Source organism: Actinomyces sp. SKVG-SVH-4(1), assembly GCF_048514265.1.
In the GTDB taxonomy this organism is placed as follows: Bacteria; Actinomycetota; Actinomycetes; order Actinomycetales; family Actinomycetaceae; genus Actinomyces; species Actinomyces oris.
Map to the genome: position 1 here is coordinate 210,365 of NZ_JBGEVE010000003.1, position 19,355 is coordinate 229,719.

A 19,355-nucleotide genomic window follows, 5' to 3' on the forward strand; every position below is an offset into this window, starting at 1 on the left:
CCTCATGGGGAGGGGTACCCCGGTGACATGTGCTTCTCTCATGCCGAGCCGGGCACCTCTCGCGTGGCCCTACAGAAAAACCGTAGGACGACTCGAAAGATGCCCGGCTCGGTGGCGGTAAGGCCGGTGGGCGTCAGCCGCGGGTGCGGGCCAGGGCCTGGCGGGCCCGCTCGGCGACGTTGTCCCCGGTGAAGCCGTACTCCTCGAACAGGGCGGTGCCGGGGGCGGAGGAACCGTAGTGGTCGATGGAGACGATCTCGCCGGCGTCGCCGACGATCTCGCGCCAGCCCAGGGCGATGCCCGCCTCGATGGCGACCTTGGCGGTGCCGGCCGGCAGCACCTGCTCCCGGTAGGCGGCGTCCTGCTGGGCGAACCACTCCAGGCAGGGGGCGGAGACCACCCGGGTGGGGGTGCCCTCGTCCTGGAGGATCTCCCGGGCGGCCACGGCCACGCCGACCTCGGAGCCGGTGGCGATCAGGACGACCTCGGGGGCCGTCTGGTGCCCATCGGCGTCGGTGGCCTCGGCCAGGATGTAGGCGCCGCGGCGCACGCCCTCGGCGGCGGCCGTGGTGGAGGCGCTCACGGTGAGGTTCTGACGCGACAGGGCGATGCCGGCCGGCTCGTCGTGACGGCGCAGGATCTCGGCCCAGGCCGCGGCGGTCTCGTTGGCGTCCCCGGGGCGCACCACGGACAGTCCGGGGATGGCGCGCAGCGCCGCCAGGTGCTCGATGGGCTGGTGCGTGGGGCCGTCCTCGCCGACCCCGATGGAGTCGTGGGACCACACGAAGACCGGGCCGATCCCCATGAGTGCCGCCAGGCGCACGGCCGGGCGCATGTAGTCGGAGAACACCATGAAGGTGCCCCCGTAGGGGCGGGTGAGCCCGTCCAGGGCGATCCCGTTGAGGATCGAGCCCATGGCGTGCTCGCGCACACCGAAGTGGAGGGTGCGCCCGAAGGGCCCGTCGCCCTCGGACTGCGCCAGGGCGGCGGGCAGGAAGGAGGGCTCCCCGGCCATGGTCGTGTTGTTCGAGCCGGCCAGGTCCGCCGACCCGCCCCACAGCTCGGGCACCACGCCGGCCAGGGCGGAGAGCACCTTGCCCGACGCCGCACGGGTGGCCAGCGACTCGCCCACCTCCCAGGTCGGCAGGGCCTCCTCAAGGCCCTCGGGCAGGCGGTGGGCCTCAAGGCGCTCCAACAGCGCGGCGCCGGCGGAGTTGACCTGCTGCCAGGTCGCGAAGCGCGCGTCCCAGTCCGCTCGGGCGGCCCGGGCGTTGTCGGCGGCCTGCTTGCGGGCGTGGGAGACGACGTCCTCGGGCAGGATGAAGCTCTGCTCGGGGTCCAGGCCCAGGGCCCGCTTGAGCCCGGCAACCTCCTCGGCCCCGAGCTTGGAGCCGTGGGAGGACTCCTGGCCCTGCTTGGTCGGGGAGGGCCAGGCGATGATGGTGTGCAGACGGATCAGCGACGGGCGCGCGCTCTCGGCGCGGGCCGCGACGATGGCCTTGTGCAGCTCCTCGAGGTTCTCCGCGTAGCCGTCGGGGCCGGTGCGCCAGTCGACGTCGAGCACCTGCCAGCCGTAGGCCTCGAAGCGGGCCGAGACGTCCTCGGTGAAGGCGATGTCCGTGTTGCCCTCGATGGAGATGTCGTTGTCGTCGTAGATGGCGATGAGGTTGCCCAGCTGCTGGGTGCCCGCCAGGGAGGCGGCCTCCGAGGACACGCCCTCCTGCATGCAGCCGTCGCCCAGGACCGTGTAGACGAAGTGGTCGAAGACCGACTCGCCCAGCGGGGTGCCGGCGTCGAGCAGCCCGTGCTCGCGGCGCGCCGCCATGGCCAGGCCCACCGCGTTGGCGAAGCCCGCCCCCAGCGGGCCCGTGGTGGTCTCCACCCCGACAACCTCGCCGAACTCGGGGTGGCCCGGCAGGCCGGCCGGAGAGCGGAAGGCCGTGAAGCCCTCCAGGTCGATGTCGTATCCGGCCAGGAACAGCTGGATGTACTGCACCAGCGAGGCGTGCCCGATGGACAGGACGAACCGGTCCCGTCCCAGCCACCCCGGATCCGCCGGGTCGTGGACCATCTCACGCTGGTAGAGCAGCCACGCCACCCCGGCCAGGGAGATCGGCGTACCGGGGTGGCCCGACCCCGCCTTCTCCACGGCGTCGGCGGCCAGGGCCTTGGACACCGCGATGGTCTGACGGTCAAGGTCGGTGAGCAGCGGCTCAGTGCTCATAACTGAGGACTCCTTGTGCATGAGGGTGGGTCTTGCTCGCGGCCACGGGCGCTGTGACGATGGTGCATTGTCGGTGCATCGTGGCGCATCCGCGGGCGGGCATCAAGGGTGATCCTTCCCGCTTCCGCGGGGGCGGGCAAGTACAGGCGTGAGCGCGTGTGTCTTTCACACTCGGGGGCTTGTTCCCGCAGGCGGGCGCTCTTGCCCGTAGATTGGGCCGCATATGGGTACAGCAAGAGGGCGCGCGGCGCCGCCGGCGGAGCGCGGGAGCGCGTTGGAGCAGATCGACTCCCGGCCCCTGACGGGCCATCAGCGAAGCATCATCGCTCTGGCGATCGTCGCCAACATCTCTGAGTTCTTCGACATGTTCCTCATCGGCTTCGCCGTCGTCCAGCTTCAGAAGGAGTGGAGCCTGGGCGGCTTCGAGACCGGTGTCATCCTGGCCTGCTCCGGGCTGGGCACGGTGCTCGGCGCGGTCCTGTGGGGCTGGGCCGCCGACCGGATGGGCCGACGGCGCACCTTCTTCTGGTGCGTCCTGATCTTCACCGTCTTCACCCTGGCCTCGGTGTTCACCCCCACGGGCTGGTGGGTGATGCTGGCCCTGCTGCGGGTGCTGGTCGGAGTGGGCGTCGGGGGCCTCAACATCGTCTCCATCCCCTACGTCCAGGAGTTCGTGCCCACCAGGCAGCGCGGTCTGCTTGCCGGGCTGGGCTCGGTGTTCATCCCGCTGGGGCTCTTCCTGGGCTCTCTGTCGCAGCGGCTCCTCCACGACAACTGGCGCGGCCTCATCGCGCTGGGGGCCGTCCCGATCCTCCTGCTGGTCTGGATTCGGATCGTCCCCGAGTCGCCCCGCTTCCTGCTCTCCCACGGGCGCGAGCGCGAGGCCCGCGAGTCCATCGCCTGGGCCCTGGAGCTGAGTCCCGACGACGTCGGAGCCCTGCCGCCGGTGCGGACCGGGCCGCGCATCGCCTACGGCGAGCTGCTGCGCAAGCACCTGCGGCCCCTGCTCATCGTCTCGGTGGGCTCCTTCTGCTTCATCCTGGGCTCCTTCACTGTGCAGTCCTGGGGGCAGACGCTCCTGGAGGTCGGCTTCACCGACATCGGCGCCGACGCCGTGGGGACGCTGTTCATGGGGGTCTCCCTGGTGGATCTGCTCGGCCGCCTGGCCTCGGCCTGGCTCGCCGACCGGATCGGGCGGCGCTGGACCGTGTTCTCCTTCGGTCTCATCGGGGCGCTCGGAGCGGTCATCGTGGCCCTCTCCGCCCACTGGGAGACCTCGTGGATCGTCTTCTTCACCGGCATCTGCATCACGATGGGCTTCGGCGACGGCGCCTTCGGGATCCTCAACGCCTTCGGCGGCGAGCAGTTCCCCAACGGCGCCCGGGGTACGGGGCTGGGCCTGGGATACGGCATCGGCGCGAGCGCCAAGATCCTCGGGCCCCTGCTCATGGGGGTGATGATCGGCTCCGGCAGCCTTCAGGATCTGGCGCACCCGCTGGCGGCCGTCTTCCCGGCCTTCCTCTTCTTCGCGGTCATGCTGGTCCTGGGCGGCTTCATCTACCTGCTGGCCCGCGAGACCAAGGGCGAGAGCCTCGAGGACATCTGAGTGCCCGAGCGCTTCGGGGGCGTCAGCGGTGGCGGGCTCAGGACTTCCAGGCGGTGGTCGGGTAGAAGGCGCTCTCGTTGCAGAACCCGTAGGGCGTCACCGTCACTATCTCGTGCTGGCCGCCGGTCCTGGACTGTGAGATCACCTCGCCGGTGTCCAGGTCGATGAGGTGCAGGCGGCCTCCATTGAGGGTGAGGTAGAGGATGGAGCCGTAGATCGCCGCACTCTGGTAGGACTCCTCCTCGGTGGACTCCCGGGTCAGCAGCGCGGTCGCCGAGCCGTTCTTGCGGACCTGGATGTGGTCGGTCCTCCTGATGACGTATCCGTTGCTCGCGGTCAGGGTGGGGTGCTTGTCCTCCTTGTCGACCGGCAGGTCCGTCAGCTCGGTGCGCTCACCGGTGGTGAGGTTGATGCTCACCTCGGGGTAGGGCGGCTCCTTCGTGCGGCTGTCGGTGGCGTAGAGGTAGCCCTGGTGCACGAGCTGTGCGCTCAGGTTCTCGATGGGGTGGGTGAGGCCGTCGGCGAGCGTGACGATGGCCGTGTGGACCTTCGCGTCGTCACCGAGCAGGGCTACCGCCTCGCCGCCGGCCACCGCGCAGAAGCTCTGGGACGTGACGGAGGCCAGGTCGAACTGCACGGACAGGTCCTTCGCAGACAGCCGCAGGGCCCGGTGCGGGACGCTGGTGGTGACCAGGAGGTCGGCGCCGTCGGAGGTCAGCGTGATCGAGGAGCCGGCGCGGTAGGTCGACTCCCTCGCCTTGAGGGCGAGATTCTCCCCGAGCAGTGCGCTGGCGACGATGCGGCGGTCGGCCAGGCGGATCTTGAGCAGACTGACTCGTCCCCGGTTCTCGGGGCGCTCGTCGAGGACGTCCTCGCGGCCGGTGATGAGGTAGGCGAACTCGTCGTCGCAGGTGGCGGCGCAGGTGAACTGCTCGGTGACGAGTGTGCCGGGGCTGGGGGCGATGGGGTTGCTTGCGGGAACACCGCCGACGGGGGGAACGGTCATCGGCTCGATGCGATACCCGTGCTTGGAGTCCTCCGGCACGATGCCGTAGGTCGTCGGCCCCTTGAGGTCAACGAGGATGGGGCGGTCGCCGGACAGACCGGCGGTCTCGTCGTCGCTGTTGACGTCATAGGCGATGAGAAAGGAGCCGTGGACGGTCTCGATCATCGCGTTGGTGGGCCAGGGGTGGTTCTGATTCTCCTTGACGCGCAGGGGCCACACCGCCTCGCCGCCGAAGTCGGTCGGGATGGAGGGGGCCTTCGGGAGCGTGGACAGTGACGCGTGAAGGACGGTGGGGGGGCTGAGGGGTCAGGGTGCGCGCGATGCGCTGGCGGACGTCCGCGCAGCCGCTCAGGGACAGGGCGCCGGCGCCCGCGGTGGCGCCGAGTGCGGCGGTGAGAAAGATGCGACGACGCATGATGACCTGCCCGGTACTGACTGTGCGGAATGACGGGGACATGCTACGTGGCCGGGTGCGGTTGAGCGGACATATTCCGCACCCGGCCACGTGGATGATCTCGATTTGTTTCAGACCTACCGGTTGTCAGTGCTCCGAGTGTTCGACGACGGCGGCCGGGGCTGCGCCGTCGTGGTCAGCGGAGCCGGCGTGGTCGGCGGAGGTGTCCGAGCCCGGCAGGTGGTTGCCCACCATGTCGGTCAGTCCGGTGCCCACGAGGCTGCGCAGGATGAGATCGAGCTGCTCGACGTTGTTGGCCACCGCCTTGGGCAGGGCGGAGGCGCCCTCGGTGGAGATGATCGACAGGTCGCGCACGCTGGCCAGCGGCTCGCTCAGGGCCCGGGCGATCTCGGGGGCCTTGTCCAGCAGCATCTGGCGGGTGGCGGCCTCGCCGTACTTGGCCAGGGCGTCCGCCTTGTCGCTCATGGCCTTGGCCTCGGCCTCACCGGCGGCACGGATCGTGTCGGCCTCGGCCTGGCCTCGGGCCGCGATGGCCTCGGCCTCGGCGCGGGCCCGGGCGGCGGTCGCCTTGGCCTCGGCCTCGGCGCGGGCCACGGTGGCCTGGGCCTGGGCCTCGGCGTCCAGACGGGTGCGCTCGGCGTCGGCCTGGGCCCGCAGCAGCGCCTCGGTCTTGGAGGCCTGAGCCTCCTGCTCGCGCTGGTAGCGGGCGGCGTCGGCGGGCTTGCGCACGGTGGAGTCCAGCTCGCGCTCGGTCAGGGCGGCCTTGGCCTCGGCCGCCTCCTGCCCGATGATGGCGATCTCGCGCTCCTTGGCGGCGCGGGCGATCGGGCCGGCGGAGTCGGCGTCGGCCTGGGCCTTGTCCGTCTCGGCCTTGAGCTGGGCCTGACGCAGGGACAGGTCGCGCTCGCGCTCGGCGATCTGCTGACGGGAGGTGACCTCGGCGTCGCGGGCCTCACGCTCGGCGTTGGCCCGCGCGATGCGGGCGTCCTTCTCGACGCGCTGCTGCTCGGGCACACCCAGGGACTCGATGTAACCGCCGGCGTCGGTGATCTCGGAGACCTGGAGCATGTCGATCTCCAGACCCATGTTGGCCATGATGCTCTTGGCGTCGTCGAAGACGTTGCGCTGCAGGGCGTCGCGGTCGGAGATGAGGTCGGTGACCGTCATGTGGCCGATGATCGAGCGCAGGGAGCCGATGAGCGCCTCCCGTGCGGAGTCGGCGATGGCCTGGTCCGTGTTGGGCTTGCCCAGGAAGCGCTTGGCCGCGGCGCGCACCTGCTCGTCGGAGTCGCCCACCTTGACGGCGGCCACGGCGGCGACGTTGACGTTGATCTTGTTCTCGTCCTCGGCGGTGACCTTGAAGCCGATCGTGGTCTGGGTGAAGGGCAGGTACTGGATGGTCTGGATGACCGGCAGGACGAAGTCGCGTCCACCGGGGTGGACGATCTTGACCGTGCCCCGGTTCGATCCGGAGATCAGACCGGTGAGGTTGGAGGGGACGACGACGATGCGGCTGAACAGGTAGGCGACCGCCGCCAGCACGATGATGGCGACGATGGCGATCAGGCCGATGAGTGATACACCCATGCGGGTTCCTTTCTGTGCGGGAAGATGGGATGAAGGAGAATGGTGGGCAGACGGCGTAGTAACAGGTGGGGTGCGGTCCGTCAGCGGCTCCCGGTGGGCTCAGTCGCTGATCTGCTCCCAGGGGACGATGGCCAGGGTGGAGTCGACGGCGTCGAGCACCCAGGCGCTCTGCCCCGAGCGCAGCGGCTGCTCGGAGTGCGCCGGCAAGGTGAGCTGGTGGCCGCGCGTGACGGCGCGAACCTCACCGCTGCCGTCCTTCCACCACAGGACGGTGACCTTCTCACCGACCAGCTCGGCGGCGGTGGGCGGAGCCGTGTCCAACGGCATGGAGCGCCTGAGTCGGTTCCACAGCCAGCGCATGAGTGCACCGGATCCGAGGGCTGCTGCGGTGGGAACGCCCCACAGCACCGCCGCCGGCACCTGCGCCGTGGCCGAGCCCGTCGCCGTCACCCCCATGCCGATGGCGCCGAACACGGCCACAGGCAGAGCGAGGATCGGCACGAGCCCGTCGGGCAGGAGGGCGTCCAGCAGTCCGTCGAACAGGATGCCGGCCACCAGGACGGTGCAGCCGATGATCGCGCACCAGGCGAAGACGCCCACACCAGCTCCCTTCCGCGCAGGCCCCTCGACCTCCGACACCTGGATTCTGCCACGCAGGCCGGCACGGCAAGCCTGGGTTGGGATGGGAAGAACAACCCGGTTGGACTCAGGCGCCGCGGGCGCGCGGCAGCCGACCGGAGTCCTGCAGGGGCGGCGCAGCCGAGGACCAGGATGTCGCCGTCGGGATGGCTGTCGCAGCAGAGGGGTTGGTGGGAATGGTCATGGTCTCCTGCATCGCCGGATCGGTCCCCTGCTCGGGGCCGGCCGGGGCGGCGGTGCCGGCGGTCCTACCTGTGCCGGCTGTGCCAGCCGTGCTCACTGTGACCGCTGCCTTCCGGTGGGATCCGACGGCGTCGGCGGGGACGGCGCCGGCGGCTGCCACTGCTGAGGACTGGTCTGCCTGCTGGGAGGCGGTCAGGATGGGCGGGCCCGACGGGTCGGGGACGGGATGGCCGGCGCTCCCGGGTGCCTGGGCGGAGGCCTGGGGTCCTCCTTGGGGCGGGAGAAGTCCGTAGCCGGCGGCCGCGGCCGGAATCGCACCGGCTGCCGCGGCCGAGGAGGGCTGGGGCCCGGTGGGGCCGGTGGGCACGGTGACGGTTTGCGCGGATACAGCCACGGCTCTCACTGGTGACCCGACCTGGCGCTCGGCCGGCGGGTTCGCCTGGGCGCCGGTGTGCTTGGGGCGCGGCTGGGCCGGCTGGGCCGGTTGGGGCCTTGCCGGTGCGGCGCCGGCGGCAGCGGCCGCTGCGATCGGTGAGGCGGGCGCCTCGGTGGTGTGGCGCCTGGTCTGCGTCCCGGGGGGAGTCGAGGCGAGAACCGGCTCGGTCTCCTCGGTGTTGGCCGAGGCCGTCGACGCTCCCGAGGTCACTGCCACGGAGGCGGACAGGGGCGAGGTTGTCACCGTCCCCGTGACCGTGATGGCGTCAGGGGCCGCGGCCGCCTGCATGGACGAACCAGACAGGGCGGCCTGGGTCCGTCGACGCCGGGAGATGCGACTGGGGGTCGGGTCCTCGAAGACTCTCCTGGGCGCCTGGGGCTCTCGGTGACTTCTCGGGCCCGCGGGGGAGTGCTGGGGCTGGCCCTCGGGTGCGGAGGTCTGCTCCGGTGGCGCCGACTGGGCGTCGGCGGCCTGGGGCGGGGCCTCGGGCAGCAAGTCGGTGGACGGCCCCGAGGGCGCGTCTGTCCGCGGCTCCAGGATGGGGGCGGCAGTCGCTGCGTCCGACGGCTCCGCGCCGCCGGGGCGCTCGCCCAGGGCGGCGGCTGAGAAGGATGGCTCGAGCACCGGCGCATGTGAGCCGGTGGTGGCGGTCGTCGTCGCAGGCGCTGCTGGCACCACCGGCCGGGCCGGCTCGGGAATGGTCATGGAGCGTGCCGGAGCCGCTGCCCGCCCGCCCCGGCGCCCGGGGGTGATCGGAGGCCAGACGACATCGGCGTCGGACACCGGGGCGGCGGCCGGCCTGGAGGGCGCCTCCGAGGCCCTGCGTTCCACCCGGCTGCGCGCCCGCCGTGAGCGCCGCCGGGGCTCGGAGCCGGAGGCGCGGGCGCCGTCGGCGGAGGGCACGGCCCTCGTGGTTCCAGTGACTCCACTGGCCCGGATGGCCCCGGCGGGGGAGGCGGGGCTCGGGTAGTCGGCGAACTTGGCGATGTGGTCCAGGTCGTAGTGGGTCGGGTCCTGTCCGGCGTTGCGCAGCACGTCCTCCAGAGGGCTGAGCAGGGCCAGCCGGAAGGCGGGGTCGACACAGCGGGCGTTGACCGCGCCCCAGATCTGGTCGGCGGTCAGGGACTCCTCGGAGGAGCCCAGGTCATTGCGGATCGCGGTGACCAGGTCCGACTCCAGGCGCGCGTAGGCCATGGCGTAGGCACTCGGCCACGGGGCCTCGGGCCGCTGGGTGCGCAGGAGGGCGAAGTTCCGCATGGCGCGCAGCACCTCGTCCGAGCCACCCACCAGGGCCCCCACCCGCAGGCGGTCCAGCGCCTCATTCTTCATCGTCCCGGTGCCCTCGGGGCCCAGCAGGTGCTTGGAGTCCTCGACGACCTCACGCAGGAAGACCCGGTAGGCGGCGACGCTGTCAGGGGTCGTGCGCTCCTTGGTCATCGAGCGCAGCCGCTCGGCGGCGTGACGCGCCGCCAGGCGGGCCGAGCTGGCCTCGGACTGGACCTCGTTGATCCGCGAGATGCTCGCCCGGGAGATCCGTGAGGCCTCCTTGAGGGCCAGGTCCGCATGCGCCGTCGAGCGCCGGGCGGCGAAGACGGCGGCAACGGCGACCAGGATGGAGACACCGGCTGCGATAGTGGCCACGACGGCGACGACGGACAGATCCATACCCCTATCCTGCCCGTAATCGACTCGATGGTGCCGCGAAAAAAGGGCCTCCCCAGATAGTCCCCAGAATCTCTGCGGGTGACGCCCAGGCCGGGTGGTGGCCGCGCTCACGCTGAGGAGGGCGAGGGGGTGACGTCGCTGGGGCGGTGCGTTGGGAGGGGTCGCCGGCCGCTGCGGCGCGCATCCGCCCCGACAAGGCCTCGGCAACCTGCACCGATGTGCACGGGGCGAGGTCCTTAGTGCCCGAGACGCCCCACGCGGGCCCGTGGCGCGGTAGCGTCAGCGCCATGAAGAAACTTATCAACGCCGTTGACAACGTGGTCACGGACACCCTGCGGGGCATGGCCGCCGCCCACCCCCACGAGCTCGACATCGACCTCGACCAGCACATCGTCTACCGCCGCCGACCCAAGGAGCAGGGCAAGGTCGCCATCATCTCCGGGGGAGGCAGCGGGCACGAGCCCCTCCACGGCGGCTTCGTGGGCACCGGCATGCTCGACGCCGCCTGCGCCGGAGAGATCTTCACCTCCCCGGTCCCCGACCAGGTGGTGGCCGCCACCAGCGCCGTCGACCGTGGAGCCGGCGTTCTGCACATCGTCAAGAACTACACCGGCGACGTCATGAACTTCGAGATGGCCGCCGAGATCGTCGAGGCCGAGTCCGGCATCCAGGTGGCCAGCGTCGTCACCAACGACGACGTCGCCGTCGAGGACTCCCTCTACACCGCCGGACGCCGCGGCGTGGGCGTGACCGTCATGGTGGAGAAGATCGCCGGCGCCGCCGCCGAGCAGGGACGCCCGCTGGACGAGGTCGCCGGTATCGCCGCGCGCGTCAACGCCGCCGGCAGGTCCATGGGGATGGCCCTGACCTCCTGCACCGTCCCGACCAACGGCAAGCCCTCCTTCGACCTGCCCGAGGGCGAGATGGAGATCGGCATCGGCATCCACGGCGAGCCCGGACGCCGCCGCGAGAAGATCGCCCCCGCCGCAGAGATCGCTGAGCGTCTCGTCACCCCCATCCTGGCTGAGCTCACCGCGCTCACCGAGCTGGACAGTGCCGGCGCCGACGAGGGCGTCATTGCCATGGTTAACGGCATGGGTGCCACCCCGCTGCTCGAGCTCTACCTCATGTACGGGGAGATCGCCCGCCTCCTTGAGGGTGCCGGGATCACCGTGGCCCGCAACCTCGTGGGCAACTACATCACCAGCCTCGACATGGCCGGCTGCTCCCTGACCCTGGTGCGTGCTGACGCCGAGCTGCTGAGCCTGTGGGACGCCCCAGTCAACACGCCCGGCCTGCGCTGGGGAGCGTGAGGACCTGACACAATCGGGGTGCCCGATCGCCTGCGGGCACCCCAAGGAGACTGTAAGGAGAAGCGACATGACCGCAGAGGTGGGAGCCGCCCGCCACTCGCTGAGCGTGGCGGACTTGGCTACTTGGGTGCGCCGTAGCGCCGCACTCATCGCCGAGCACGCCGAGGAGCTCACCGACCTGGACGCCGCCATCGGCGACGCCGATCACGGCACCAACATGAAGCGCGGCCTGGCCGCTGCCGCCGAGGCGGTGCAGGCCGGCAGCTTCGCCAGCGCCGATGCCCTGCTCAAGAAGGTCGGCACCACCCTGGTCTCCACCGTCGGCGGCGCCTCCGGGCCCCTGTACGGCACCTTCTTCCTGCGCGCCGGGGGCGCCGTGGCCGGCCTGGAGGTGCTCGACGCCCAGGCGCTCGCGGGCGCCCTGGAGGCCGGGGTCGGCGGCCTCGCCGCACGGGGGCGGGCCACCACGGGGGAGAAGACCATGCTCGATGCCTGGAGCCCGGCCCTGGAGGCCCTGCGCGCCCACCCCGGCGACCTCGCCGCCGGCGTCGCGGCCGCCGCGCAGGCCGCCGCCGAGGGGCGCGAGGCCACCAAGCCCATGGTGGCCACCAAGGGACGGGCCTCCTACCTGGGGGAGCGCTCGGTGGGGCACATCGACCCCGGTGCCGCCTCCACCGTCCTGCTGCTGACGGCCCTCGACGACGTCGTGTCCGGAAGGGCGTCGTGAGCCCCGTGAACCCCGTGAGTCCTGAGAATCCCGCCAACCTTCCCCAGTCCCCAGCGGTCCCTGAGCCGGAGCGGCCGAGCGGTGGCGCCGTGAGCGTCGGCATCGTCCTGGTCTCCCACTCCCGGGCCCTGGCCGAGGCCGCCATGGACCTGGCGCGCCGGCTCATCGTGGCCGTCGACGTCCCCGTCGAGCTGGCCGCGGGCCTGGCAGACGGCGGTCTGGGTACCGACCCCGGGGCCGTCGTCGAGGCCGTGGAGCGCCTGGCTGAGCACTGCGAGGGCGTCCTGGTCCTGGCCGACCTGGGCAGCGGAGTCATGAGCGCCGAGATGGCTCTGGAGATGCTCGATCCGGCCCTCGCCGAGCGGACGCGCCTGTCGGCGGCGCCCTTCGTCGAGGGGTTGCTCGGCGCCTACGGCGCAGCCGGTATCGGCAAGGATCTTCAGGCCGTGGCCGCTGAGGCCGACGGCGCCGCCGAGGCCAAGCGTTCCCAGGTGGCCGCCTTCTGACGTGCTTCTGACGCGCGTCGTCGCGTCAGGGGCCGCCGGGCCGGTTCACGCGCGGTTGGCGAAGCGCTCCAGGAGGGCGGCGTCCCCACCGACGACGAGCACGTCCTCGGCTGAGACCAGGGTGTCCGGGGTGGCGTACTCGAAGGGCTCGCCCGGGCTCATGAGGCCGAAGACGGTCACCCCGTAGCGCGAGCGCACCTTGGACTGCCCGATGGTGAATCCGTGCAGCTCCGTGGGCGGACGCATCTTGACAATGGTGAAGCCGCCCTTCTCCATCTCGATGTAGTCGAGCATGCGGCCTGAGACGAGGTGGGCGGCACGCTGACCGGCGTCGAACTCGGGGTAGACGACGTGCTGGGCGCCGATGCGGCGCAGGATGCGGCCATGGGCGCGGGAGATGGCCTTGGCCCAGATCTGGGGGGTCTCGAGGTCCACGAGGTTACCGGTGATGAGGACGGAGGCCTCCAGGGAGGTCGCCACCCCCACGACCGCGGTGCCGAACTCGGTGGCGCCCAGCTGCTCGAGGGCCTCCACGTCCGTGGCATCGGCCTCCACCAGGGGGATGCGGCCGGTCCACTGCCGCACGGTCGCGGGATTGGCCTCCACGGCCAGCACCTCGCGCCCCAGCCGGTCCAGGGTGGCGGCCACGGCCGAGCCGAAGCGTCCCAGCCCGATGACGAGCGTGGAGTCGGTGCGCGAGAGCGGGGCAGGCATGAGATCTCCTGAGGTCGGCCGTGAGGCAGTGGCCCCTACGCTACCTCCTGCGGCGACGACGGAGGCTCAGGCCGATCCCGCAGGCCACCAGGACCGTCGCCGCCCCGGCCAGGAGCCACGTCATCATCGTGAAGCCGCCGGAGTAGGCCTCGATCTGCGCGCGGTCGACGAGCTGGGCCTTGAGGGTCTCGATGATCTGCTTGCCCGTGGGCGACTGCGGCAGTGCCTGAGCGCGCATCATCGCCTCCATGGCTTCCGCCCTGACCCCAGCGGCATGGTCGGTCACGTAATCCTGGGCGTGCTGGGTGGCGTAGGAGGTCATGAGCGCCACCCCGAAGGAGCCGCCGATCTGCTGCGCGGCACTCAGGATCGCCGAGGCCAGTCCGGTCCGCTTCGCATCCACCCCGCGAGTGCCGGAGTTGAAGGTGACCGGCATCGTCAGCCCCAGGCCCATCCCGAAGACGATGAGGCCGGGCAGTGCCACGTGCTCGTAAGTCGATTCCGTGGTCATACGGGAGAAGATGAGGAAGGATCCCGCCAATACTGCCAGCCCCAGTGGCAGGGTGCCGCGCGCCCCGAGCCTGGGCACGATGATGCGCCCGGCCGGGATCGCGGTGGCGATCAACGCAAGGACCATCGGGAGGAAGACGACCCCGCTCTTGAGGGGCGAGTAACCGAAGTGGTTCTGCATGTAGTAGGTCAGGTAGATGATCGCCCCCATCTGGGCGGCGCCGACGACGAACTGCGTGGCGTAGGAGGCCGCCCGCACTGGCAGTGCCATCATCGACAGGGGCAGCACCGGGCGGCTCGCGAAGCGCTCACGGACCACGAACAGCACCGCGGCGATGCCGCCCAGGGCCAGCCAGCTGACGGTCGACGTGGAGGTCCAGGAGGTCTGCTGGGCCCGGTCGAGCCCGTAGACGGCGCTGAAGCAGGCTCCGCAGCCCAGTACCAGGCCGCTCAGGTCATCAGTGATGCGTGAGCCGCGGTCGCGCTGGTCGGCCGGCGGAAGGCTGCGCTGCCCGATGAGCAGGGCGGCGGCAGCCAGGAGAATGTTGATGTAGAGGGCCCAGCGCCAGCTGAACCAGTCGGTCAGTGCTCCGCCGACAAGCAGTCCGACGGCCGCTCCCAGGCCGCCAGTGGCGCCGAAGATCGCGAAGACCCGTTCGCGCTCAGTGCGCTCGGTGAAGGTGACATTGAGCAGCGACTGTGAGGTGGGGGCCAGCAGGGCGCCGAAGCAGCCCTGGGCCACGCGGGCCGCCAGCAGGACGGGGAAGGAGGTCGCCATCCCGGCTGCGAGGCTGGCGATCCCGAATCCGATCAGACCGACCTGGTAGGAGCGGCGGATGCCGACCACGGCGCAGAGCCTTCCCCCGAAGAGCACGAGGCCGCCGAAGGCCAGGCTGTAGCCGGTGACCGTCCACGGGCTCTGGGACACGGTCATCCCCAGGTCCTCCTGCATGTGCGGCAGGGCGATGGCGATGATCGTCAGGTCCAGGACGATCATCAGCTGGGTGAGGACGGCACTGACCATGACCGCACGGCGATTGGGGCGCCGCGCGGTCATGACGGTCGTCTCCTCCTGTGTCTCTTGTGCCGACTCGGTCCGCTCCTTGAGGGTGGATGCCACTGGGGATGTCATTGCGACCTCCATATCAAAATGATCGTTTTCGCTTGTGTTCGGAAGTCTAGGGAGCGTGTGGCGGTCAGTCAACAACGATCGTTTCGATTTGGAGTGTGCTCTGAGTCGCTTATCCTGAACTCATGCCACGAGTGACCGCCGCCTACCGGGAGCGTCAGACCGACCGGATCCTGCAGGCCGCCGAGGAGTGCTTCGCGCGCAGCGGCTTCCAGGCCGCCTCCATGGATGAGGTCATTGCCGCGGCCGGAATGTCGTCATCGACGGTCTACCGCTACTTCCCCGAGGGCAAGCGCTCACTTGTGCGCGAGGTCCTGACTCGGCGTATGGGACCGCTCGTCGAGCGGATCAAGCAGCTCGCCGAGTCCGAGGTGCTGCCGGACTTCAAGCAGGGATTCATCGAGGCGCTCGTCCTGCTCAACTACGAGCGCGACGACGCTGAGCAGCACGTTGGCGAGGCGGACTCCACCTCGCGGCGGACCTCCGCTCGGCGAGGCGAGGTCCGCAAGGATGCTGACGATGTCGGACTGAGTGCCTGGGCGCCGCTGGCCTACCACGCCTGGGGTGAGCTGACTCGCGATCCTGAGATGTCTGTCATGGTCCAGGAGAACTACCACGACATCCGCAGCGGCCTGATCCGACTGTGCCGCAACGGGCAGAGGGTGGGGACGATCTCCAGCCGTCTGAGTCCCGAGCAGCTGGCCTCCCTCATCCAGAGCGTCTCCTTCGGTCTCATCGTCGAGCAGCTCATCACCGGCCGCGCGGACGTGGAGAGTGCGGCCGCGACCCTTGGGCACCTGCTCGCGCCGGATGGGCAGAAACCCGAGGGGAGCTGATCGTTCTCCCTGGTGCTTGCAGGCTCTCGGGTGAGCAAGTGCGGAGAGCAGGGCGGTGGGCGCTAGCCGATCATCGGGCTTGCCTCGGGCATCCGGATGACGCGGCGCCGCTCGCGCAGCGCCAGGGCGCTGGCCGCCGTCATCGTGCCCACGCGGCCGACGAACATGAGCGCCACGATGACGTACTTGGCGCCGTCCGGCAGGGAGGGCGTGATGCCCGTGGACAGGCCCACGGTGGCGAAGGCGCTGATGACCTCGAAGAGGATTCGGTCCAGGGACAGGTTGGTCATCTGCAGCAGCAGGAGCGTGGCCAGTCCGATGATGCTGGAGCCGATGAAGGCCACCGCCACGCTCAGGCGAACGGTTGAGGGGGTGATGCGCCGCCCGAAGGCCTCGATGTCCTGGTCGCCGCGGGCCTCGGCGAGGATCGCCAGCAGCAGGACCGCGAAGGTCGTCACCTTGATGCCGCCGGCTGTCGAGGCCGAGCCGCCACCGACGAACATGAGGGCGTCCTGGAGGAACCAGGTCGCCTCGTGCATGTGCTCGGGCGGGATCGTGGACAGCCCTGAGGAGCGGGCGTTGACGCCGTTGACGAGCGCGGTCATGATCTTCCCGCTCGTGGGCAGGGAGCCGTAGGTGAGCGGATTGTTCCACTCGAAGGTGGCGATGGCGATGGTCGAGGCGACCGTGAGGGCCAGGTAGGTCGTCAGGGTCAGCTTGGTGTGCAGGCTCCATGTACGGGGGCGGCGGCGTCGGCCCATGATGTCCAGGATGACGGGGAAGCCGACGGCGCCCATGAAGGTCCCCACGATGATCGGCAAGCCGATCCACCAGTCGGTGGAGTAGGCCTCCAGGCCCTCGGGCATGATGACGAAGCCGGCGTTGTTGAAGATCGACAGCGCCATGAAGACCGCGTACCACAGGGCGTGGCCCACATCGAGGCCGTGACTGAGGAAGGGTGGCAGCAGCATGAGCGTCAGGAGGAGCTCGCAGCCGGCGGCCGTGTAGATGACGGCGCGTAGCAGCCGCCCCACCTCGCCCAGGCGCGACTGGTTCTCCGAGGCCGCCAGCATCCGCTGAGTCAGTCCCACGTGCCGGGACACCGCCAGGGACAGCAGGGAGGCCAGGGTCATGACGCCCAGACCGCCCACGGCCGCGGCCAGGATGATGACGACGTGTCCGAAGGTGGACCAGTAGGCAGCCGTGTCCACCGTGCTCAGGCCGGTGACGCACACGGCCGAGGTGGCGGTGAACAGGGCGTCGAGGAAGTCGGCGTGCTCCCCACTGGTCGTGGCGATGGGGAGGCTGAGGAGGCCGGTCACCACCACGATGATGGCCGCGAAGACGATCACGGCCAGCCGGGCCGGGTAGAAGCGGGCGGCCCTCGCGATCTGGCCGAGGGGCTCGATGTGCCTGAGCAGGCGGCGAATCCCGGTGGGCTCCGTACCCGGCAGCGGGGGGCGGGGCAGCGGCTCCTCGAGGGGGCCGGCTCCCTCTCTGGAATTCGGGGGCTTCTTGTGGCGCTTCCACGCATGGCCGACGACGCCCACGAGTGGGGCGTGCCAGTGGGCCTGACGGCGCCGGCCGGCCTGGGAGGCGCCGCGCTTCCCGGTCGGGGTCTCGTCGCGGGATCCGCGGCCGGGCTCCGGGTCCTGGGCGGTGTCTGTCTGGGGCACGGTCGCCATTGTGGTCCCGCTGGTGGGGCTTCGTCACGTTTCCCGGCGTCGTGGGTCGGGTGTGTTCGAGTGGGGCCGGTGAGCGGGCTCCGGTGCTCGCCGTCCTGACGGCCGGATCGGGGGCGGATCTGTGAGGATGCCGCAGCGACAATTGGTGACCGAGTGTGAAATGCGACGCCTGTGGCGAATGGGGCCCGAGAAACCCTGTGCGAAGGCTGGTGCGGAGATATATTGGCTGTGTTCCTGCCCCGACGGGGCCACCCGCGACGAACGGACCTCAAGCTCATGGCACCGGGCCTTCCCACATCCCCCAGCGCCTCCGGCGCCCCCTCGTTCCTCACCGTGGCTGAGGTGGCGGCGATGCTGCGCGTGTCCAAGATGACCGTCTACCGGATGGTGCACTCCGGCGACCTGCCCGCGATGCAGGTCGGACGATCCTTCCGCGTCCCCGAGCGCGCCGTTCACGACTACCTGTCCGCAGGGCTGGGTGACTGGGGCCACGACGCGTCAGAGGCATCAGGGTCCTAGGAGCCGCTACACTCAGGCGGTCACCTGCGTGGTCGGCCGCTGAGCCTCACGCGCCGACCAACCGCCCCATGGCATAACCCTCGCCGGCCTGCCTCGGCCCGCAGGGAGGGTCTGCGGGCACTACAAGCGAACTGCGAGGAGATCTCATGGGATCCGTCATCAAGAAGCGCCGCAAGCGCATGGCCAAGAAGAAGCACCGCAAGCTGCTTCGCAAGACGCGTCACCAGCGTCGCAACAAGAAGTGAGACGAGCGGCCCGTCCGCGTCTCGGGGCTCCGTGCACACTACTGGTGTGAGCGGGGCCCTGCTTGTCTCACGAGGAACCGATCAGAAAGAGCGGAGACCTCCGTTGACCACCACCCCAGATGACCGCGCCCCCGCTGCCCCCGCTGAGGCCTCGACGGTGCCGGCTGCGCCGTCGATCGAGCCGCAGCTGGTGGCAGGCGACTGCACCGTCCCGCTGAGCGTTGACGTCGACCCGTCCGCCTGGCCCGCACCCGTCCAGGCCCTGGCGCACACGCCCGGCTCCGGCGCCCGGCCGACCAGCCTGGCCGAGCTGACCACGCTTCGTGTGGGCGGCCCGGTGGGCAGCTACGTCGAGGCCACCACGCAGAGCGAGCTGACCGAGGCGATCCGCGAGGCCGACGCCGCCGGAACGCCCGTCCTCGTCATCGGCGGCGGCTCCAACATCATGGCCTCCGACGCCGGCTTCGACGGTCTCGTCATCCGGGACGCCCGCGCCGAGGTCTCGCTCGTCTCGGACTCGGTGTGCGGCGGCGTCGAGGTCACCGCCACCGCCGGAACCACCTGGGACGACCTGGTGCGCGAGGCCATCGCCAGCCAGTGGGCCGGGTTCGCGCCCCTGTCCGGGATTCCCGGCACGGTGGGCGCCGCCCCCGTGCAGAACATCGGGGCCTACGGCGCCGAGGTCGCCGAGCTCATCGCCAGCGTGCGCGCCTGGGACCGCCTGCGCAATCGGGTGGTCTGGCTGGCCCTGGGTGAGCTGGGGCTGGCCTACCGGGATTCGCGCCTCAAGCAGTCCCTCACCGACACCGAGGTGGGGGGCGGGCGCCTGTGGGGGCCGACCGGGCGCTGGGTGGTCCTCGACGCCACCTTCGCCGTGCGGCAGGGCTCCCTGTCCTCCCGGATCGCCTACTCCCAGCTGGCCGGGGCGCTCGGCGTTGAGCTGGGTGAGCGTGTGCCCGAGCGCGAGCTGCGTGAGGCGGTTCTCGAGCTGCGCCGCTCCAAGGGGATGGTGCTGGACGGCACCGACCACGACACCTGGTCGGCCGGGTCCTTCTTCACCAACCCGATCCTGACCACGGAGCAGGCCGAGCAGCTGCCGGAGGACGCGCCGCGCTTCCCGGTCACCGACCACTCGCAGGTGGTGCTCGGAACCAAGGCCGCCCCCGTCATCGAGGGGCTGGTTAAGACCAGCGCCGCCTGGCTCATCGACCACGCCGGCTTCAGCAAGGGCTTCGCCGTGGAGACCGGCGCACCGGCCGGGCTGTCCACCAAGCACGTGCTGGCCCTGACCAACCGGGGCGGCGCGACCGGTGCGGACCTGGCGCGCCTGCGTGACGCGGTGGTGGCCGGCGTGCGTGAGCGCTACGGCGTCACCCTTGTGCCCGAGCCCGTCCAGGTCGGCTTCTAGGC

Annotated in this window: 16 protein-coding genes; 8 read left to right on the top strand and 8 right to left on the bottom strand. The window is 70.8% G+C overall.

Going from position 1 to position 19,355, the window contains the following annotated elements; all coding sequences use genetic code 11:
* Positions 1-133: 133 nt before the first annotated feature.
* A complete protein-coding gene (gene tkt, locus AB7V09_RS04275) occupies positions 134-2,224 on the bottom strand; it encodes a transketolase (protein WP_419143036.1) in 2,091 nt (696 codons plus the stop codon).
* Between the two features lie 223 nt (positions 2,225-2,447).
* Between tkt and AB7V09_RS04280 the strand changes: the two genes are divergently transcribed.
* Positions 2,448-3,830 (top strand): MFS transporter, encoded by a 1,383-nt coding sequence (locus AB7V09_RS04280; RefSeq protein ID WP_419143037.1) that lies wholly within the window; start codon positions 2,448-2,450, stop codon positions 3,828-3,830.
* Between the two features lie 37 nt (positions 3,831-3,867).
* Here AB7V09_RS04280 and AB7V09_RS04285 read toward each other — a convergent pair whose 3' ends face one another.
* The 4 genes from AB7V09_RS04285 to AB7V09_RS04300 all read right to left on the bottom strand — a co-directional run bounded on the left by AB7V09_RS04285 (position 3,868) and on the right by AB7V09_RS04300 (position 9,761).
* Positions 3,868-5,055, bottom strand: a complete 1,188-nt coding sequence (locus tag AB7V09_RS04285; protein ID WP_419143038.1) for a hypothetical protein — start codon at positions 5,053-5,055, stop codon at positions 3,868-3,870.
* Positions 5,056-5,377: 322 nt separating this feature from the next.
* Positions 5,378-6,838, bottom strand: a complete 1,461-nt coding sequence (locus AB7V09_RS04290; protein WP_419143039.1) for a flotillin family protein — start codon at positions 6,836-6,838, stop codon at positions 5,378-5,380.
* Positions 6,839-6,937: 99 nt separating this feature from the next.
* A complete protein-coding gene (locus AB7V09_RS04295) occupies positions 6,938-7,438 on the bottom strand; it encodes a nodulation protein NfeD (RefSeq protein WP_009747649.1) in 501 nt (166 codons plus the stop codon).
* A gap of 106 nt (positions 7,439-7,544) precedes the next feature.
* Positions 7,545-9,761: a hypothetical protein gene (locus AB7V09_RS04300; RefSeq protein WP_419143040.1), complete on the bottom strand. Its 2,217-nt coding sequence runs from the start codon at positions 9,759-9,761 to the stop codon at positions 7,545-7,547.
* Between the two features lie 287 nt (positions 9,762-10,048).
* Here AB7V09_RS04300 and dhaK point away from each other — a divergent pair, with 287 nt between their 5' ends.
* The 3 genes from dhaK (at position 10,049) to dhaM (ending at position 12,307) form a co-directional block, all read left to right on the top strand.
* Positions 10,049-11,074, top strand: coding sequence for a dihydroxyacetone kinase subunit DhaK (gene dhaK / locus AB7V09_RS04305; RefSeq protein WP_419143041.1), 1,026 nt, complete (start codon positions 10,049-10,051; stop codon positions 11,072-11,074).
* Between the two features lie 67 nt (positions 11,075-11,141).
* Positions 11,142-11,801 (top strand): dihydroxyacetone kinase subunit DhaL, encoded by a 660-nt coding sequence (gene dhaL / locus AB7V09_RS04310; protein WP_003789237.1) that lies wholly within the window; start codon positions 11,142-11,144, stop codon positions 11,799-11,801.
* 89 nt (positions 11,802-11,890) lie between these two features.
* The gene (gene dhaM / locus AB7V09_RS04315; protein WP_314157435.1) at positions 11,891-12,307 is read left to right on the top strand and encodes a dihydroxyacetone kinase phosphoryl donor subunit DhaM; all 417 of its coding nucleotides are present in this window, start codon (positions 11,891-11,893) and stop codon (positions 12,305-12,307) included.
* A 45-nt stretch (positions 12,308-12,352) separates the two neighbouring features.
* On the opposite strand, the gene AB7V09_RS04320 is transcribed toward dhaM, so the two are convergent.
* Both AB7V09_RS04320 and AB7V09_RS04325 read right to left on the bottom strand, forming a co-directional pair.
* A complete protein-coding gene (locus AB7V09_RS04320) occupies positions 12,353-13,021 on the bottom strand; it encodes a potassium channel family protein (protein ID WP_009394109.1) in 669 nt (222 codons plus the stop codon).
* A gap of 40 nt (positions 13,022-13,061) precedes the next feature.
* The gene (locus AB7V09_RS04325) at positions 13,062-14,663 is read right to left on the bottom strand and encodes an MFS transporter (RefSeq protein ID WP_419143042.1); all 1,602 of its coding nucleotides are present in this window, start codon (positions 14,661-14,663) and stop codon (positions 13,062-13,064) included.
* Between the two features lie 122 nt (positions 14,664-14,785).
* Between AB7V09_RS04325 and AB7V09_RS04330 the strand changes: the two genes are divergently transcribed.
* Entirely contained in the window at positions 14,786-15,496 is a 711-nt protein-coding gene (locus AB7V09_RS04330; RefSeq protein ID WP_075414860.1) for a TetR/AcrR family transcriptional regulator, read from the top strand.
* Between the two features lie 62 nt (positions 15,497-15,558).
* Here the strand turns inward: AB7V09_RS04330 and AB7V09_RS04335 are convergent, their stop codons facing one another.
* A complete protein-coding gene (locus AB7V09_RS04335) occupies positions 15,559-17,181 on the bottom strand; it encodes a TrkH family potassium uptake protein (protein WP_419143043.1) in 1,623 nt (540 codons plus the stop codon).
* Positions 17,182-17,457: 276 nt separating this feature from the next.
* Between AB7V09_RS04335 and AB7V09_RS04340 the strand changes: the two genes are divergently transcribed.
* From AB7V09_RS04340 to AB7V09_RS04350, 3 genes are all read left to right on the top strand, one after another.
* On the top strand, positions 17,458-17,700 hold the full coding sequence (locus AB7V09_RS04340) for a helix-turn-helix domain-containing protein (RefSeq protein ID WP_003789249.1): 243 nt from the start codon (positions 17,458-17,460) through the stop codon (positions 17,698-17,700).
* 146 nt (positions 17,701-17,846) lie between these two features.
* Complete coding sequence (locus AB7V09_RS04345) at positions 17,847-17,945, top strand: 30S ribosomal protein bS22 (protein ID WP_003792170.1); 99 nt, start codon at positions 17,847-17,849, stop codon at positions 17,943-17,945.
* A 103-nt stretch (positions 17,946-18,048) separates the two neighbouring features.
* Positions 18,049-19,353 carry a UDP-N-acetylmuramate dehydrogenase gene (locus AB7V09_RS04350; protein ID WP_009406219.1) on the top strand — a complete coding sequence of 435 codons (1,305 nt, stop codon included), beginning with the start codon at positions 18,049-18,051 and terminating at the stop codon, positions 19,351-19,353.
* The last annotated feature ends 2 nt before the right edge of the window (positions 19,354-19,355 follow it).

Coding starts and splice junctions, on each gene's coding strand:
- tkt (WP_419143036.1), bottom strand. CDS start 2,224: ATGAGCACTGAGCCGCTGCTCACCGACCTTGACCGTCAGACCATCGCG.
- AB7V09_RS04280 (WP_419143037.1), top strand. CDS start 2,448: ATGGGTACAGCAAGAGGGCGCGCGGCGCCGCCGGCGGAGCGCGGGAGC.
- AB7V09_RS04290 (WP_419143039.1), bottom strand. CDS start 6,838: ATGGGTGTATCACTCATCGGCCTGATCGCCATCGTCGCCATCATCGTG.
- AB7V09_RS04300 (WP_419143040.1), bottom strand. CDS start 9,761: ATGGATCTGTCCGTCGTCGCCGTCGTGGCCACTATCGCAGCCGGTGTC.
- dhaK (WP_419143041.1), top strand. CDS start 10,049: ATGAAGAAACTTATCAACGCCGTTGACAACGTGGTCACGGACACCCTG.
- dhaL (WP_003789237.1), top strand. CDS start 11,142: ATGACCGCAGAGGTGGGAGCCGCCCGCCACTCGCTGAGCGTGGCGGAC.
- AB7V09_RS04320 (WP_009394109.1), bottom strand. CDS start 13,021: ATGCCTGCCCCGCTCTCGCGCACCGACTCCACGCTCGTCATCGGGCTG.
- AB7V09_RS04325 (WP_419143042.1), bottom strand. CDS start 14,663: ATGACATCCCCAGTGGCATCCACCCTCAAGGAGCGGACCGAGTCGGCA.
- AB7V09_RS04330 (WP_075414860.1), top strand. CDS start 14,786: ATGCCACGAGTGACCGCCGCCTACCGGGAGCGTCAGACCGACCGGATC.
- AB7V09_RS04335 (WP_419143043.1), bottom strand. CDS start 17,181: ATGGCGACCGTGCCCCAGACAGACACCGCCCAGGACCCGGAGCCCGGC.
- AB7V09_RS04340 (WP_003789249.1), top strand. CDS start 17,458: ATGGCACCGGGCCTTCCCACATCCCCCAGCGCCTCCGGCGCCCCCTCG.
- AB7V09_RS04345 (WP_003792170.1), top strand. CDS start 17,847: ATGGGATCCGTCATCAAGAAGCGCCGCAAGCGCATGGCCAAGAAGAAG.